Annotated in this window: 13 protein-coding genes; 7 read left to right on the top strand and 6 right to left on the bottom strand. The window is 63.9% G+C overall.

Annotated features, from left to right (window positions below):
• Nucleotides 1-159: 159 nt before the first annotated feature.
• A complete protein-coding gene (locus BLEFHOIH_RS16100; RefSeq protein ID WP_088347092.1) occupies nucleotides 160-792 on the top strand; it encodes a hypothetical protein in 633 nt (210 codons plus the stop codon).
• On the opposite strand, the gene BLEFHOIH_RS16095 is transcribed toward BLEFHOIH_RS16100, so the two are convergent.
• The gene (locus BLEFHOIH_RS16095) at nucleotides 770-1,168 is read right to left on the bottom strand and encodes a tautomerase family protein (protein WP_088347044.1); all 399 of its coding nucleotides are present in this window, start codon (nucleotides 1,166-1,168) and stop codon (nucleotides 770-772) included. The genes BLEFHOIH_RS16100 and BLEFHOIH_RS16095 overlap by 23 nt on opposite strands.
• Before the next feature lie 102 nt (nucleotides 1,169-1,270).
• Between BLEFHOIH_RS16095 and BLEFHOIH_RS16090 the strand changes: the two genes are divergently transcribed.
• On the top strand, nucleotides 1,271-2,173 hold the full coding sequence (locus tag BLEFHOIH_RS16090) for a LysR substrate-binding domain-containing protein (RefSeq protein ID WP_088347043.1): 903 nt from the start codon (nucleotides 1,271-1,273) through the stop codon (nucleotides 2,171-2,173).
• Between the two features lie 13 nt (nucleotides 2,174-2,186).
• Here the strand turns inward: BLEFHOIH_RS16090 and BLEFHOIH_RS16085 are convergent, their stop codons facing one another.
• The 3 genes from BLEFHOIH_RS16085 to BLEFHOIH_RS16075 are packed head-to-tail and all read right to left on the bottom strand — an operon-like array spanning nucleotide 2,187 to nucleotide 7,189.
• On the bottom strand, nucleotides 2,187-5,339 hold the full coding sequence (locus tag BLEFHOIH_RS16085) for an efflux RND transporter permease subunit (protein ID WP_088347042.1): 3,153 nt from the start codon (nucleotides 5,337-5,339) through the stop codon (nucleotides 2,187-2,189).
• On the bottom strand, nucleotides 5,340-6,554 hold the full coding sequence (locus tag BLEFHOIH_RS16080; RefSeq protein WP_088347041.1) for an efflux RND transporter periplasmic adaptor subunit: 1,215 nt from the start codon (nucleotides 6,552-6,554) through the stop codon (nucleotides 5,340-5,342). It abuts the gene before it with no gap.
• Complete coding sequence (locus BLEFHOIH_RS16075; RefSeq protein WP_088347091.1) at nucleotides 6,551-7,189, bottom strand: TetR/AcrR family transcriptional regulator; 639 nt, start codon at nucleotides 7,187-7,189, stop codon at nucleotides 6,551-6,553. Before BLEFHOIH_RS16075 ends, BLEFHOIH_RS16080 begins: the two co-directional genes overlap by 4 nt.
• Before the next feature lie 243 nt (nucleotides 7,190-7,432).
• Between BLEFHOIH_RS16075 and BLEFHOIH_RS16070 the strand changes: the two genes are divergently transcribed.
• Nucleotides 7,433-8,773 (top strand): Nramp family divalent metal transporter, encoded by a 1,341-nt coding sequence (locus BLEFHOIH_RS16070; protein ID WP_088347040.1) that lies wholly within the window; start codon nucleotides 7,433-7,435, stop codon nucleotides 8,771-8,773.
• A 287-nt stretch (nucleotides 8,774-9,060) separates the two neighbouring features.
• Here BLEFHOIH_RS16070 and BLEFHOIH_RS16065 read toward each other — a convergent pair whose 3' ends face one another.
• Complete coding sequence (locus BLEFHOIH_RS16065; RefSeq protein WP_125461748.1) at nucleotides 9,061-9,894, bottom strand: hypothetical protein; 834 nt, start codon at nucleotides 9,892-9,894, stop codon at nucleotides 9,061-9,063.
• 91 nt (nucleotides 9,895-9,985) lie between these two features.
• On the bottom strand, nucleotides 9,986-10,897 hold the full coding sequence (locus BLEFHOIH_RS16060) for a PhzF family phenazine biosynthesis protein (protein ID WP_088347038.1): 912 nt from the start codon (nucleotides 10,895-10,897) through the stop codon (nucleotides 9,986-9,988).
• A 380-nt stretch (nucleotides 10,898-11,277) separates the two neighbouring features.
• Here BLEFHOIH_RS16060 and BLEFHOIH_RS16055 point away from each other — a divergent pair, with 380 nt between their 5' ends.
• The 4 genes from BLEFHOIH_RS16055 (at nucleotide 11,278) to BLEFHOIH_RS16040 (ending at nucleotide 14,748) form a co-directional block, all read left to right on the top strand.
• Entirely contained in the window at nucleotides 11,278-11,886 is a 609-nt protein-coding gene (locus tag BLEFHOIH_RS16055; protein ID WP_088347037.1) for an outer membrane beta-barrel protein, read from the top strand.
• Between the two features lie 285 nt (nucleotides 11,887-12,171).
• Nucleotides 12,172-12,843 carry an outer membrane beta-barrel protein gene (locus BLEFHOIH_RS16050; RefSeq protein ID WP_170937194.1) on the top strand — a complete coding sequence of 224 codons (672 nt, stop codon included), beginning with the start codon at nucleotides 12,172-12,174 and terminating at the stop codon, nucleotides 12,841-12,843.
• 269 nt (nucleotides 12,844-13,112) lie between these two features.
• The gene (locus tag BLEFHOIH_RS16045; protein ID WP_176427221.1) at nucleotides 13,113-13,778 is read left to right on the top strand and encodes an outer membrane beta-barrel protein; all 666 of its coding nucleotides are present in this window, start codon (nucleotides 13,113-13,115) and stop codon (nucleotides 13,776-13,778) included.
• A 334-nt stretch (nucleotides 13,779-14,112) separates the two neighbouring features.
• Nucleotides 14,113-14,748: an outer membrane beta-barrel protein gene (locus BLEFHOIH_RS16040; protein ID WP_088347034.1), complete on the top strand. Its 636-nt coding sequence runs from the start codon at nucleotides 14,113-14,115 to the stop codon at nucleotides 14,746-14,748.
• Nucleotides 14,749-14,833 lie beyond the last annotated feature (85 nt).

Genomic DNA, 14,833 nt, shown 5'->3' with positions numbered 1-14,833 from the left:
CCCCGTTCGAGCGGCGGCCGATTTTTCTCCCGCGCCAAGTCTATAGGGTGCCGGGGAACGCGCAAGTGCGGGACGGTTCCATGTCCCTGGGGATCAAGCGGTGGGGGCCCGGCGTTGCATCAGGCAGCAGGCGTAGTGTACCGGCCGGAGGTGAGGCCCATGCTGTTTCGCGACGACATCCTGAAGCGCATCCCAAGCGGCGAGGTCACGCGCGCCTATCGCCGCTGGCGGCGTCCAACCGTCAAGACGGGCGGACGGCTGCGCACGCCGGCAGGGGAGATCGGTATCGACCGGGTCGAGGCGATCGAGGTCGGCGCGATCACCGAGGACGATGCGCGGGCGGCCGGTTCGCCGAGCCTTGAGGATTTGCGGGGATGGCTGACCTCGCGCTCCGAGGGCGAGGTCTACCGCATCGACTTCCACTATGCGGGGCCGGACCGGCGCGCGGCGCTCCGGCAGGACGCCGATCTCGCGCCCGCCGAAATCGCCGCCATTGCCGAGAGGCTGGCGAAAATGGACGAGCGCAGCGGTTTTGGGCCATGGACGCGCCGCTCGCTCGAACTGATCGCCGCGCATCCGGCAAAGCTCGCCGAAAAACTCGGCGCCCAGATGGGCCGCGACAAGCCGAGCTTCAAACGCGATATTCGCCGCCTGAAGGAGCTTGGCCTGACCGAGAGCCTCGATATCGGCTACCGGCTCTCGCCGCGCGGCGAGGTGGTGCTGGCTCATTTGCGCGAGTCGGACAAGCAGCCCGCCGCTTCCCCCGCGCTCAAACCGGCGCGGGTTCCTTGACGTAAGACGCCACGCCCTTGCCGAAGGACCAATCGTCGCGCTGGACCGACAGGAGGCTGATGAAGACGTCCTCGGTCCGCAGGCCGGGATTCTCGGACAGATTGTCGGCGACGGCCTTGTAGAAGGCCTGTTTCGTCGCGGTCTCGCGCCAATTCCCGGCCGTCACCTGGATGATGACCAGATCGTCGGTGCGGTGGATGCCGAGATAGTCGGCATCATAGATGAACTCTTCCGGCTCATGCTGCTGGATGAGCTGGAAGCGGTCGTCCGCCGGCACGTCATAGGCTTCGACCAGCGCCTTGTGAACGCCGTCGGCGATGGCGCGAATATGCGCCTTGGACTTGCCCTTGAGCAGCGAGATTCGAACGAGTGGCATGGTTGGTCTCCTGAGCGAGAGGCTTGACCAGTGCAGAATAGAGGCGGATGATGCTTTGGAAAATTTGAAACTTTAGATGCCACACTTCGGCAGAATCGAACGATGACCCATCGAACCAATCTCGACATGGACGTGCTGCGCAGCTTCGTCACCGGCTTCGAGCTGGGTAGTTTCGCGCGCGCCGCCGACCGGCTCGGCCGCTCGCAATCCGCGATCAGCACGCAGCTTCGCAAATTGGAGGAGCAGGTCGGCCAGCCGCTGGTACAGAAATCCGGGCGCGGCCTCGCCTTGACCGTCGCGGGTGAGAGCCTGTTCTCCTATGCTAGGCGCATCCTCGAATTGAACGACGAGGCGGTGGACATCGTCCGGGGCGCCGGCGTCGAAGGCTGGGTCCGGCTCGGCTTGCCGCAGGATTTCGCCGAAAGCTGGCTGCCGGCGGTGCTCGGGCGTTTCGCCAGGGCGCATCCGAAGGTGCGGGTCGAAGTGCAGGTCGATGTCAGCGCGCATCTGATCGAGAAGACCGTGACGGGCGAACTCGACATGGCGTTGTGCTGGGGGGATGGCAGCGATGGCGGCCACGCCTCGCAGGTCGCGGAATTCCCAATCCGCTGGATCGGCCGTCCCGGCTGGCCGGGCGCGAAGAGCCTCGGGGCCGAGCCGATGCCGCTCCTCGCCTTTCCGCTGCCATGCCGCTTTCGCGCGGCGGGCATCGCGGCGCTGGATCTTGCGGGCATTCCCTGGCGGCTGACATTCAGCAGCCCCAGCCTCTCCGGCCTGTGGGCCGCCGCCGAAGCCGGGCTCGGCATCACGCTGCGCACGACGGCCGGAATGCCGGCGACACTCTCCGCCTTCGACGCCGCCGAAATGGGGCTGCCGCCGCTGCCATCGATCCCGCTGGCTTTGCATCGCGCCGAGGACAGGCCGAGCCTGGCCGTCGCCCGGCTGAGCGAAATTCTGCTGGAGAGAATCCAAGCTCACACCAGCGCAACGCGCGCCGCAGCCTGAATCCTCACCCGCCCTATTCCGCCGCTCTCGGCCTTGCAAGCGCGGCTTGTTCCCCTGCGGGCTTGGCCTCGATCCGCAGCGGCTCGGCGCCCGGCTCATCGACCGGGCCGACGAAGCGGCCGAACAGGCGCCAGATCAGGCTGCCGATATCGTCCATCAGGATGAACACCGCCGGCACGAAGATCAGCGACAAGAGCGTCGACAGCAACAGGCCGCCGATCACCGCAATCGCCATCGGCGAGCGGAATTCGCCGCCCGCGCCCAGCGCCAGCGCGCTCGGCAACATGCCGCCGGCCATGGCGATGGTGGTCATGACGATCGGGCGGGCGCGCTTGCGGCCGGCATCGACGATGGCGTCGTAGCGCTTCACGCCCCGCGCGATCTCCTCGATGGCGAAATCGACGAGCATGATGGCATTCTTAGTCACGATGCCCATCAGCATCAGGATGCCGATGACCACCGGGAAGCTGAAGGGCCGGTCGGTGAGCAGCAGCGCGAAAATCGCGCCGCCGATGGACAGAGGCAGCGAGAACAGGATGGTGATCGGCTGCAGGAAACTGCCGAATAGCAGGATCAGCACGCTATAGACCATCATGATGCCGGCGCCGATGGCATAGCCGAAGCTGGAGAACACCTCGCCCATGATCTCGGCATCGCCGGTCTGCTTGAGCTGGACGCCGGGATTGTTCTCGAGCGCCTTCACCTCGGGGAGCTGGTAGACTTTTTCCAGCGCGGCGCCGAGCGCGTCCGTGCCGACCAGATCGGCGCCGATGACGACGCGGCGTTGGCGGTCATAGCGGTCGATGGAAGACGGCCCCTGCCCGCTCTCGATGGAGGCGACCGAGACCAGCGGCACCGCCGCGCCCGCGCCGGTACGGATTTTCAGCGATTCCAGGATCTGGCTGTTCGAACGGGCGTCCTCGTCGAGCTGCACCCGGATCGGGATCTGCCGGTCGCCGGCGTTGAACTTGGCCAGATTGGCGTCGATGTCGCCGATGGTGGCGATGCGGATGACCTCGGACAGCGCTTCCGTCGAAACGCCAAGCTCCGCCGCCACTTCCGGACGCGGGCGGAAGCGCACTTCCGGCCGGTCGAGCGCCGAATTGGAGACGACATTGCTCAGCTCGGGCACGCGCCGCATGGCGCTGACGATCCGCGGGGCGGTTTCCGCCACCGCCGGTCCGTCCGAGCCGGAGACGATCAGCGACAAAGCCCGCTGGCCGTTCTCGTTGATGACCCAGGCGCGCACGTCGGGCAGCTTGCTCAGCTCGTCGGTAAAGATCTGCTCCAGCGTGCGCTGGTCCAACTCACGGTCATCCTTATTGACGAGATTGATCGTGAAGGTCGCCTTGCGCACCTCCTGGCCGCCACCGGCGAAGCCCAGAATCCGGCCGCCATCGACGAACACGTCCTGCACTTCCGGCCGCTCGCGAATGAGCTTGGTGATGCGGTCGCTTTCTGCCTTCATGTCCTGCAGCCGTGAGCCGGGCGGCAGCTCGGCGGCGATCAGGATGCGGGCGGCGTCCTCCGCCGGCACGAAACCTTGCGGCAGCAGCATCATGGAGAAGATCGAGCCGAGGAAGATCAGGAAGCCGAGCGCGACGGTCGCCAGACGGTGCCGCACCGACCAGCCGATCAGCCGCGTATATTGGCGCAGCAGCCAGCCGTCCTTGGCCTCCGGCTCACCATGGTCGCGCATGAAATAGGCCGCCATCATCGGCGTTATCAATCGCGCGACCAGCAAGGAGAATAAGACCGCCGCCGCGACGGTGATGCCGAACTGGCGGAAATATTGCCCGGCAATGCCGCTCATGAAGCTGACGGGAATAAAGACGGCGACGATGGTGAAGGTGATGGCGATGACGGCGAGGCCGATTTCATCGGCCGCCTCCAGCGCGGCGCGATAGGGCGATTTGCCCATCCGCATATGCCGGACGATGTTCTCGATCTCGACGATGGCGTCGTCGACCAGGATGCCGGTCACCAGGGTCAAGGCGAGCAGCGTGACGAGGTTGAGCGAAAAGCCCATCGCCTCCATCGCCCAGAAGGTCGGCATGATCGAGAGCGGCAGCGCCACGGCGGCGATGACGGTCGCGCGCAGGTCGCGCAGGAAGATCAGCACCACGAGCACGGCGAGCAGCGCGCCTTCCAGCAGCGTGTGCATGGTCGAGTCGTAATTGCCCTCGGTATAGGTGACGGTGCTGTCGACCTTGCGCAATTCGACGCCCTGGTAACGCTTCAAAAGCTCGGCGATCTTGGCGTCCACGCGCTCGGCGACGCCGACATCGCTCTCGCCCTTGGAGCGCGAAATATTGAAGCCGACCACCTCCTCGCCGTTGAACCGGGCGAAGAATTTGGGCTCTTCGAAACTGTCGCGCACCGTGCCGAGCTCATCGAGCCGGACCTTGCGCCCGCCCGGCAGCTTGACTGTGGTCGAGCCGAGGCGCTCGACGGTGTCGGCGCTGGCAAGCGCCCGGATGGTCTGCTCGCTGCCGCCGATCTCGCTCTTGCCGCCGGCCACGTCGACATTGGTCGCGCGGAGCTGGTTGCTGACATCGCCGGCGGTGATGCCGAGCGCCAGCAGCCGGTCCGGATCGAGCGAGACGCGGATCTCGCGGTCGACGCCGCCGACGCGCCGGACTTCGGCGACGCCGCGCACGGTCTGCAATTCGCGGGCCAGCGTGTCGTCGATGAACCAGGAGAGTTCCTTGATGTCCATGCCATGCGCGGAAGCGGCGTAGGTCAGGATCGGCAGCCCGGCCACGTCGATGCGCTGGGAGATCGGTTCGTCGATGGTGCGCGGCAGCTCGGCGCGGATGCGGGCGATGGCGTCCTTGGCATCGTTCAGGGCGCGGTCGGTATTGGTGCCGAGCACGAATTCGATGGTCGTCACCGACGAGCCGTCGGTGATCGCCGAGGTGACGTGCTTGACGCCGGTCAGCGCCGAGACCGCGTTCTCCACGCGCCGCGTGACCTGGTTTTCCAGCTCCGAGGGCGAGGCGCCGGCCTGGGTGATGGCGATCGACACCAGCGGGATGTCGATATTGGGGAAGCGCTCGATCGGCAGCGCGCGGAACGAGAGAATGCCCAAAATGATGAGGACGATGAACATCACCACCGACGGAATCGGGGTGCGGATCGACCACGCCGATATATTCAGCCGCATTTACTTGGCCTCGCTCACTGTGGTCGTGCCGGCGATGACCGCGCGCACCGCGTCGCCATCGCGCAAAAGCGTGCCCGAGCGGAGCACGACGATTTCGCCGTCGCGCAGGCCGTCGAGAATTTCCACCATGCCGTTGCTGACCATGCCGGTCGCCACCCGGCGGCTCTCGACGCGGCCATCCTTCACCACCTGCACCATGGCGCCGCTATCGCGGTTGAGCACTGCCGTCGACGGCACGCCGAGGCCGCTGCTCTTGGCGGTGTCGATGGTGCCGCGGGCAAAGCTGCCGACGCGCAGGGCCGGATCGTCGCCGATCAGGATGCGCACCCGGCCGAGCCGCGTGGCGGGATCGATTTCCGGCGAGATCAGCCGCACCTTGCCCTCGCGCGGCTTCAGCCCGGCGGCATCGATGCGCGCGGGCAGGCCGACGGTGATGCGCGGCAGGTAGATTTCGGGCACTTCGGCGTCGAGTTCGATCTCGCCCTTGGCGACCATGCGGAACAACGGCTCCGACGAATTGGAGACGAGCGCCCCAACCCGCGCCTTGCGCCGGCTGATCAGCCCGTCCTCGGTCGCCTTGATCTCGGTATAGCCGAGCCGGAGCCGGGATTCGCGGATCTGCGCCTCGATCTGTGTCTTCTCGGCCTGCGCGACCAGCAGCCCGTCGCGCGACAGGGCGACGGCCGCGGCGGAGGTGCGCGAGGCGGCTTCGCGCTCGTCATAGACGGAGCGGCTGGTCGAGCCGGATTTCACGAGATCCTGCGCCCGCCCGAAGGCGGCATCGGCCTGCTTCTGATTGGCCTCGGCCTCGGCGATGCGGCTGCGCGCCTGGGCGATGGAGGCCTCGGCCTTGACGAGGCTCGCCTCGAGCTGCGCGAGCTGAACCTTCAGCATCTCATCGGCGAGCCGGGCGAGCACCTGCCCGGATTTCACCCGGTCGCCCTCCTCGGCGAGGATTTCACTGAGGCGAAACCCGTCGATCTGCGGCGCGACCATGATCTCCGTGCGCGCGACCAGCGAGCCGGTGACCAGAATGGTCTCGGTGAAGGCGGTCCGCTCGGCGCGCGCGGCGCTGACGGTGGGGCCGCCATCCTCCTTGCCACCCGTCGCCGCGTCGGCCGCGTAAAGCGGCGCCGCCGGCACAGTCAGCGACAGAAGAGCCATGAGGGCGCAGACCGGTCCGCGCCGTGCCGAATGCTGCTTCGACCGTATCATCGTGCAATTTCGCTCCTGTCGCGCGCTTCAATCTTGGCTTCATCCACCGGCCTTATCAGCGAAGACACGAGCGAAAGAATGACCGGCATTATGGCTTTGACGTTAAAGTCGGGATCCATCGCCCTGCGCAGATAAATCCCATCCCCGATGATCGAAATCATGGCGGCGATCTGCCCCGGCTCATAAGCCGGGTCGATCCGCCCCCTGTCCCGGGCGCCTGCGATCAGCCGCTCGAAACTTGCGATGACGAACGCATCGATCGACCGGATGAAGTCTCCGACCGCCGGATTGCGCAGCGCCTCGGCATTGATTTCTACGTGCAGCCGGAGCTTTTCCGGCGGCTCCTCGACGCAATAAGTCTGGGCGAGCTGCCCGAGCGCCGCCATGAAATCCGGCGCCTCGGCGATCGAGGCCAGCGCCGTGGCGAGCACGGTCTTCTCCCGCTCGCAGATCCCGGCAATGAGATCTTCCTTGGAGTTGAAATACAGATAAAGCGCCCCGGGGCTTACGCCGGCCTCACGGCAAATATCCTGCATGGAGGTGTGGTGAAAACCCTGGCGCGCGAAGCAGCGCTCGGCCGCGTCGAGAATGTTTTCGCGCCTGGCGCGCTGAGTGGTGGCGTCGAGCTTGGGCATCGGGATCGCGGTTTGCATAAAAACGAACGTTCATTCACGATAGCCATGTTGCAGGTGCGGAGTCGAGAGTCAATCAGGATTGTTTCAGATTGGGTCGACGACCTCCGTCGCTGGCAGCGGGAGCACTGACGGATGGTGCCCCTATATGCGACCAAGCGCCGCCATCCGTAGCCAAATCACTTGCCAAAACGCGCCATCGATGTTTTATTGCAAATGATTTGCAATTGCGATTAGGGGTTTCGGATGGACGCGCCTGCTTATGGCTACGCAAAGGGTTGGCGCCGGGATCGTGGCGAGGCTTCGCTTTCAGACGTTCATCGCAGCATCGCAGTTCGCAGCACCGGGCCGTCCTGGCGGCGGGCGGCGGCGTTCATCGGCCCCGGCTATCTCGTCGCGGTCGGCTATATGGACCCCGGCAACTGGGCGACCTCGCTCGCGGGCGGCTCCAAATTCGGCTACACGCTGCTGGTCGTCGCGCTCGTCTCCAACATTATGGCGATCGTGCTGCAATCGCTGTGCGCGCGCCTTGCCATCGCCTCCGGCCGCGACCTCGCCCAGGCCTGCCGCGACGCCTTTCCAAAACCCGTCGCCCTCGGCCTGTGGGCGCTCGCCGAGATCGCCATCATCGCCACCGACATCGCCGAGGTGATCGGCACGGCCATCGGCCTCAACCTGATCTTCGGCATTCCGCTCGAAATCGGCGTCGTCATCACCGCGCTCGACGTGTTCCTCATTCTCTATCTGCAGCGGCTCGGCTTCCGCTGGATCGAAGCGCTGATCATTACGCTGCTCGGCGTCATCGCCGTCTGCTTCGCCATCCAGATCGCGCTGGCCGATCCGGATTGGGGCGCGGTCATCAAAGGCTTCGCGCCGACCACCGACATCGTCACCAACCCTGAAATGCTCTATTTGGCGCTCGGCATTCTTGGCGCGACGGTGATGCCGCATAATCTCTATCTGCATTCCGGCATCGTGCAGACACGGGCCTATGGCGAGACCATCCCGGAAAAGCGGCAGGCGCTGAAATACGCCACCATCGACTCGACCGTCGCACTGATGTTTGCGCTGCTGATCAACGCCTCGATCCTGATCCTGGCGGCGGCGACCTTCCACAAGACCGGACGGCTCGACGTCGCCGAACTCGGCGAGGCGCACACGCTGCTCGCCCCGCTGCTCGGCCTCGCCATCGCGCCGACGCTGTTCGGCATCGCACTGCTCTGCTGCGGCATCAACTCGACGGTGACGGCGACGCTTGCCGGCCAGATCGTGATGGAGGGTTTTCTCAACATCCGGCTGGCGCCCTGGCTGCGCCGCATGATCACGCGCGGCATCGCCATCATTCCGGCCTCGATCGTGACGATCTGGTATGGCGACGCGGGGACGGCACAGCTTCTGATCCTGACGCAGGTCGTGCTGAGCCTTCAATTGTCCTTCGCGGTCTTCCCGCTGGTGATGTTCACGGCCGACAAGATGAAGATGGGCGAGCTGGTCGCGCCGCGCTGGCTGATCGTCTTCGCCGCCGTCATCGCCCTCGTCATCGCCGTACTGAATGTCAAATTGCTGTTCGACTTCTTCGGCGGATAGGCGGGCGCGCTTCGGCGCGCGGCTGCGGAGTCGGCCCCTTGGGAACCCCTGCAAAACTGCGCAACGTTCACTCCCGTCGCCCCGGCCGTCAGAGCCGGGGCCTACTCGCCTCTCCTCTTGCCGCAGGGCTCGCGGATGCGGGATTGGGTCCCGGCTCACCGCTACGCGGTGTCCGGGACGACGGACGCGCCAGCCGGGAGGACGCGCCAGCCGGGAGGACGCGCCAGCCGGGAGGACGCGCCAGCCGGGAATGCGCCGCATCCCGGCGCGGCGACTCGGCCGCGCGCCTAGAACGTAATCTCAAAATCGCATTTGAAGGTGTAGTCGGGCGTGGCATCGGTCGCGCCTAGGAGGACGCCAGCGCCGATCTCGATCTCAGGATCCTTGCCGCCGGACTTGAGGCTCTTGTCCTTGTCGTCGTCGCCGGGCTTGCCCTTCGCCTTGTCGTCATCATCGCCGAAGGAGAGGTAGAGCATGGGACCGGCGCGCAGCTCGGTATCCTCGAAGGATGGGGCGTTGTCGATATCCTCGATCTCGCCGAACAGCTCGGCGCCGAGGGCGAATTTGCCGGCCAGCGGCAGGCGGAGCTGGGCGGCATATTCGAAGCCCAAACCCTTGTCGCGATTCTCGCCGAAAGTTTTTTCGAAGAAGCCGTTGAGGATCAGGCTGCCGCTCTTGTCGTCGCCGAACTGGACGATGGGGCCGAGTTCGGCCGCGTCCGGATCGTCCGCGCCGCCGACGCCGAGCGCGAGCGTGGCGAACAGGGCGAAGGTGGCGCTCCAGCGCGGAATGGTGCCGAGTTCGAAAGTGTTCTCGAATTCGATGCCGGAGGCCTCGAAGCTCCCATCCACCGGCCTCTGCGCGGTCATGCCGAGTTCGAACTGCCAGAAATCGGTGACGCCGTAACCGATCTCTAGTTCGTGCCCCTGCCGCACCGGAGGCCCATCATCCGCGTCCGTTCGCGGAAGGCCGGTCTGAAACGTGCTGTGCGTTTCGACCTCCCACTCGCCCTTCGTGACCCCGGGCGACTGGACGTTCAGTTGAGCGTAGGCCGGTCGCGGCGGCCAAGCGGCCAGCAGCAGCACGGCGACAAGAAGCGTTGCTCGCAATAGCAGGGTCATGGTCTGGGCGCCCTCCGGCCGCCGGACAGGCATCCCATTCGCAACCCTGAGTCGCAAGCCGCCGCGGATACGCTCCACAGACTCCTGCCGCTTAAACCGCCACCGTCTCCTGTCCGACGATCATGGCATAGCCGCCGATGCGGACGCCGCGAATGGCCCTGCCCTTGACTTCGAATTCCAGAAAGATCTCGCTCGGACGGCCCATCTCGATGCCCTGCTCGATGACGGTGCGGTAGACGCCTTCGGGCGGGCCGTCGAAGAGGTTGATGATGCCGGCGAAAGCCGCCGCCGCCGAGCCGGTCGCGGGGTCCTCCGGCACGCCCATGCCGGGCACGAAGGCGCGGGCATGGAAGCCGGCTTTGTGCTGCAAGGTCTCGCGGCAATAGAGATAGGCGGCCGGATGGCTGTCGCCGCCGAATGCCTGGTCCCAGAAGGCGGGGACGACATGGGCGCGGCCCATGGCGGTCAGCCCCGCGACCGGCACGAAGGTGAAGGCGTTGCCGGCGGTGAAGCGGCGCGGCCGGAAATTTTCGAAGCCGATCTCGGACGGGGCGAGCCCCAGCGCGGCGGCCAGCCGGTCGCTCGGGGCGGCCTCGCCGCTCTCATACGGCAGGGTCGGCGCGTCGAACTCGGCGAAGGCGGTGCCGCTACCGGGCCGCACGGCGACGCGCAGAATGCCGCCCTTGCATTCGAGCACCGCGAGCGCGTCGAATTCGGTGCCCTTGTCGCGCCAGATCCGCTCCTGGGTGAGGCAGATCGCCGTGCCGACGGTCGGATGGCCGGCAAAGGGCAATTCGCTCGCCGGGGTGAAGATGCGGATCGAGGCCAGATGCGCCGGGTTCTTCGGCGGAAACACGAACACCGTCTCCGAAAGGCCGATGCGATGCGCGATCGCCTGCATCGCGGCATCGTCGAGACCGTCTACTTCGGACATTACCGCCAGCGGGTTGCCGCCGTCGGGCTGCTTGGTGAACACGTGCAATAGCGTATAGCGGCGTTCCATTCGACCCCTTGCGGCTGACATGCGAAATTGCCGAACCATAGCCGAAAGCGGACGGCGCGGCACGCGGGAACGCAGCGACTCAAACAGCAAAGGCGGATGCGCGCTTGGCCACGAACCGAGTGTCGTTCTGCCTTAATTCAACCAAAAGGCGACCGGGATTCACAGGCCGGATTTTTGCTTATGGCGCGCCTTGTACATAATGCAAAAAAATCTTTTTCAATTTTAATGAGTTGCATTTCGACCGTGACATATAGCACACGCCACGATTGTACCTCCTCCTCGCCATACCCCCGCCCAATGCAGGGCTTAACACTTTAGCATCCGCTGGTGCAATCGTGCGCCGCGATCGTGAAGCGTTCCAAATCAGACGGGGGACTACTATGACATCGTTGAAATCCGTTGGCTTCGGGGTGCTCGGCGCCCTGGCTCTCACCGCCATCGCGGGGAGCGCACAAGCTGCCGATATCGGCCGCGAGAGAAGCTACAAGGACGCCGGACCGGTGGACTATTCGCCGCCGATCGGCTGGACAGGCTTCTATATCGGTCTCAATGCCGGCGTCGGCTTCGATGATACGGACGACGTCGAAATCGTCGACGACAATTTCGTCGGCGGCGGTCATGTCGGCTACAATTGGCAGGGGCCGACCAATGTCGTCTACGGTATTGAAGGCGACGTGACCTTTGCCGACAATATCGACTATCTGGCAACGATCCGTGGCCGTCTCGGCTACGCGTTCGGCCCGACCCTGGCTTACGCCACGGGCGGCGCGGCCTTCATCGGCTTCGACGAGAACAATTTCGGCGATGATTCGGATACGGGCTGGGTCGCCGGCCTCGGTCTCGAGCACAAGCTGCGCGACAATGTCAGCGTCGGCGTCGAAGGCCTCTATTACGGCTTCGAAGGCGAAGACAATGATGAAGATGCCAATTTCTTCGTCGCCCGCGCCCGCCTGACCTACCATCTCGGTGGCGGCTACGGCCTGAAGTAAGCTGATTCGCGGGCGGGACAGCCGTTCCGCCCGCGGATTCTGCCGGCGAATTACGTATTCAAATCAATTGGTTAGGCGCTGTTGCCCGCAAGCCACTACCGCAAAAACACATTAAGCCTTTGATCTGCAAGCATTTTTCGCGATTGCACAATATACGCAGTTTCGCCTACACGCAGTGCGGCTAGCTCCAGCCTCACTCAACCTCCGGTCGGTTCACCGGCCCTCGGCGGCTCACATATGGTCCCGTCATCCGGGAACATCGGGATCCACCACATGAGGGATACAGTGAACGCATTCAAGACCGCGCTTCTTGGCGCAAGCCTTCTGATCTCCGCTTCTGCCGCAGCCTCCGCAGCCGATCTGGGCCGCGGCCATGGTGAAGGCGGCTATAAGGACGATCAGTCCTACTACCCCGCCATCACCTGGGCCGGCTTCTATGCCGGCGTCTATGCCGGCGCGACTCTTGGCGACCGATTCGACGCGTCGGAAGGCGACTTCCATTCAGGTGTCGACATCGACGAGTCCTTCACCGGCGGCGGCCAGATCGGTTACAACTGGCAGCAGGGCAACGTCGTCTACGGTATCGAAGGTCAGATCGGCCTGATCGATGACGAGCTGAACGGTGAGGACCTTTCGGATTACCTGGCCAGCGTTCGCGGCCGTCTCGGCTACGCTATCGACAAGAACCTCGTCTATGGCACGGCTGGCGTTGCCTTCCTCGGCGCTTCTGACGAAGCCGCTGACCTTCTCGATGATGACACCTCCATCGGCTTCGTGGTCGGTGGCGGCATCGAGCGCAAGATCACCGAGAATCTCAGCTTCGGCGTCGAAAGCCTCTACTACAACTTCTCGTCCGATTCGGCTGAGAACGGCGTTGATATCGACCGTGACTTCTTCACGGTGCAGGCTCGCCTGAACTTCCAGTTCGGCAACAGCTTCGAAAATCCGCTGAAATAAGCAATTTCGCGGGCGGAGTAACCACTTCGCCCGCGAATTATGCATTCAGGTGAAATCAGCAACGGGCGTTGCTGCAATGCAACAGAGCCGAAAGTCGCCTAAATCATTGTTTTAGAATGCTTTTTCAAAAATGCATTATATACGCATTTTCACCAACACGCAGAGCGATTGGTTCGGAATGCGCTCACCTTCCGGTTGGTTCACCCTCCCCTGAGTCGCACTTATTGTCCCGCCACGGGAACATCAGGACCCATAAAATGAGGGACAACGTGAACGCATTTAAGACCGCGCTTCTTGGCGCAAGCTTTCTGATCGCAGCCACCGCAGCAGCCTCCGCAGCCGATCTGGGCCGCGGCCATGGCGGCAGCTACAAGGACGAGGGGTCCGCTTACCTCCCGGCCATCACCTGGACCGGCTTCTATGCTGGCGTCCATGCCGGCTCGACCTTCGGTGACACCGTTGAAATCGACGGCGAAGGCGACTTCGACATCGACAATGCTTTTGTCGGCGGCGTTCAGCTCGGCTACAACTGGCAGCAGGGCAACGTCGTGTATGGCCTCGAAGGCTCGATCGGCTTGGTGAACGACGAAACCGAAGCTGGCTTCGATCAGACCGACTATCTGGCAAGCATCCGCGGCCGTCTGGGCTATGCCTTTGACAAGTCGCTGGTTTACGGCACCGCCGGCGTTGCCTTCCTGCAGTACGCTGACGATGTCTCGGCAGCGTTCGATGACGATCTGGCAGTCGGCTTCGTTGTAGGCGGCGGCTGGGATTACAAGCTCACCGACAATGTGAGCTTCGGCGTCGAAGGCCTCTATTACAACTTCTCGTCCGATTCCGTCGAAGAGGGCGTTGACATTGACCGCGACTTCTTCACGGTCCAGGCCCGCCTGAACTACCACTTCAATTCCGGCTACGAAAGCCCGCTGAAGTAAGCCTTTCGGCTTCATTTCAACGACAGACTGCACGGCGCGTGGTGATTCACGCGCCGTTTTCTTTTTCATAACACCTGCAAGCCTTTACCGCCGCCTGCACGGACTTTACGCATCTGGCCCGAATGCTCCAGCCTGTTGCCCTTGGGACACAGCCAAATTTGTTATCAAGCGGTTGATTTTAAACGATTTTTTCCAATCGCAAAATGCACCACAACTCAAAGTTGTTCGATAAAGGCAAAATCCATCTTGGGTTGGTTTTCTCCCCCGGCTCGCTTCCTACCTTCAGCCCATGCGCTAAGCACAACCATCCTGAATTGGGGGACACAACTTGACCATGAAGACAGCATTACTCGGGGCGGCCTTGCTCGTCGGCGCGGCGGCTTCGGCCAGCGCGGCCGATCTCGGCCGTGGCAGCTACAAGGATGCGCCGGGCGAATATCTGCCGGCGATCACCTGGAGCGGCCTCTATTTCGGCGTGAATGCCGGCGCAGCCTTCAATGACGACGACGACAATGATCGCCGCTTCTCGGATGTGCGCGACTTCGGCGACAATGATGGCGACGACACCATCTTCCTCGGCGGCGTCCATCTCGGCTACAACTGGCAGCGTTCGAATGGCCTCGTGCTCGGCGTCGAGGGCGATGTCAGCTTCGGTGACGACATCGACTATCTCGGCAGCGTCCGCGCCCGCCTCGGCTATGCCGAAGGCGCAACGCTGTTCTATGCCACCGGCGGCTGGGCCTTCCTCGGCCAGGACGACAATTTCGGCGATGACGACACGCTGGACGGCTTCGTCGTCGGCCTCGGCGTCGACCACAAGATCGCGCAGAATGTCAGCGTCGGTCTCGAAGGCCTCTACTACAATTTCGGCGAGCAGGATTTCAGCGACGAAGACCAGGATTTCTGGTCCGTGCGCGCCCGCCTGACCTATCATCTGGGCGGCGATGCCTATCAGGACGCCCTGAAATAAGAAGACGAACTCTCCCTAATCTCTGTCTCGAAAACGCGGTGCAGCCCTGCACCGCGTTTTTTTTGTGGCCCCCGCCGCGAGAAAC

It is taken from the genome of Rhodomicrobium sp. R_RK_3, assembly GCF_002198715.1.
Lineage (GTDB): Bacteria > Pseudomonadota > Alphaproteobacteria > Rhizobiales > Rhodomicrobiaceae > R-RK-3.
The sequence above is the reverse complement of the archived record's forward strand: the minus strand, read 5'-3'. Positions and strand labels throughout refer to the sequence as shown.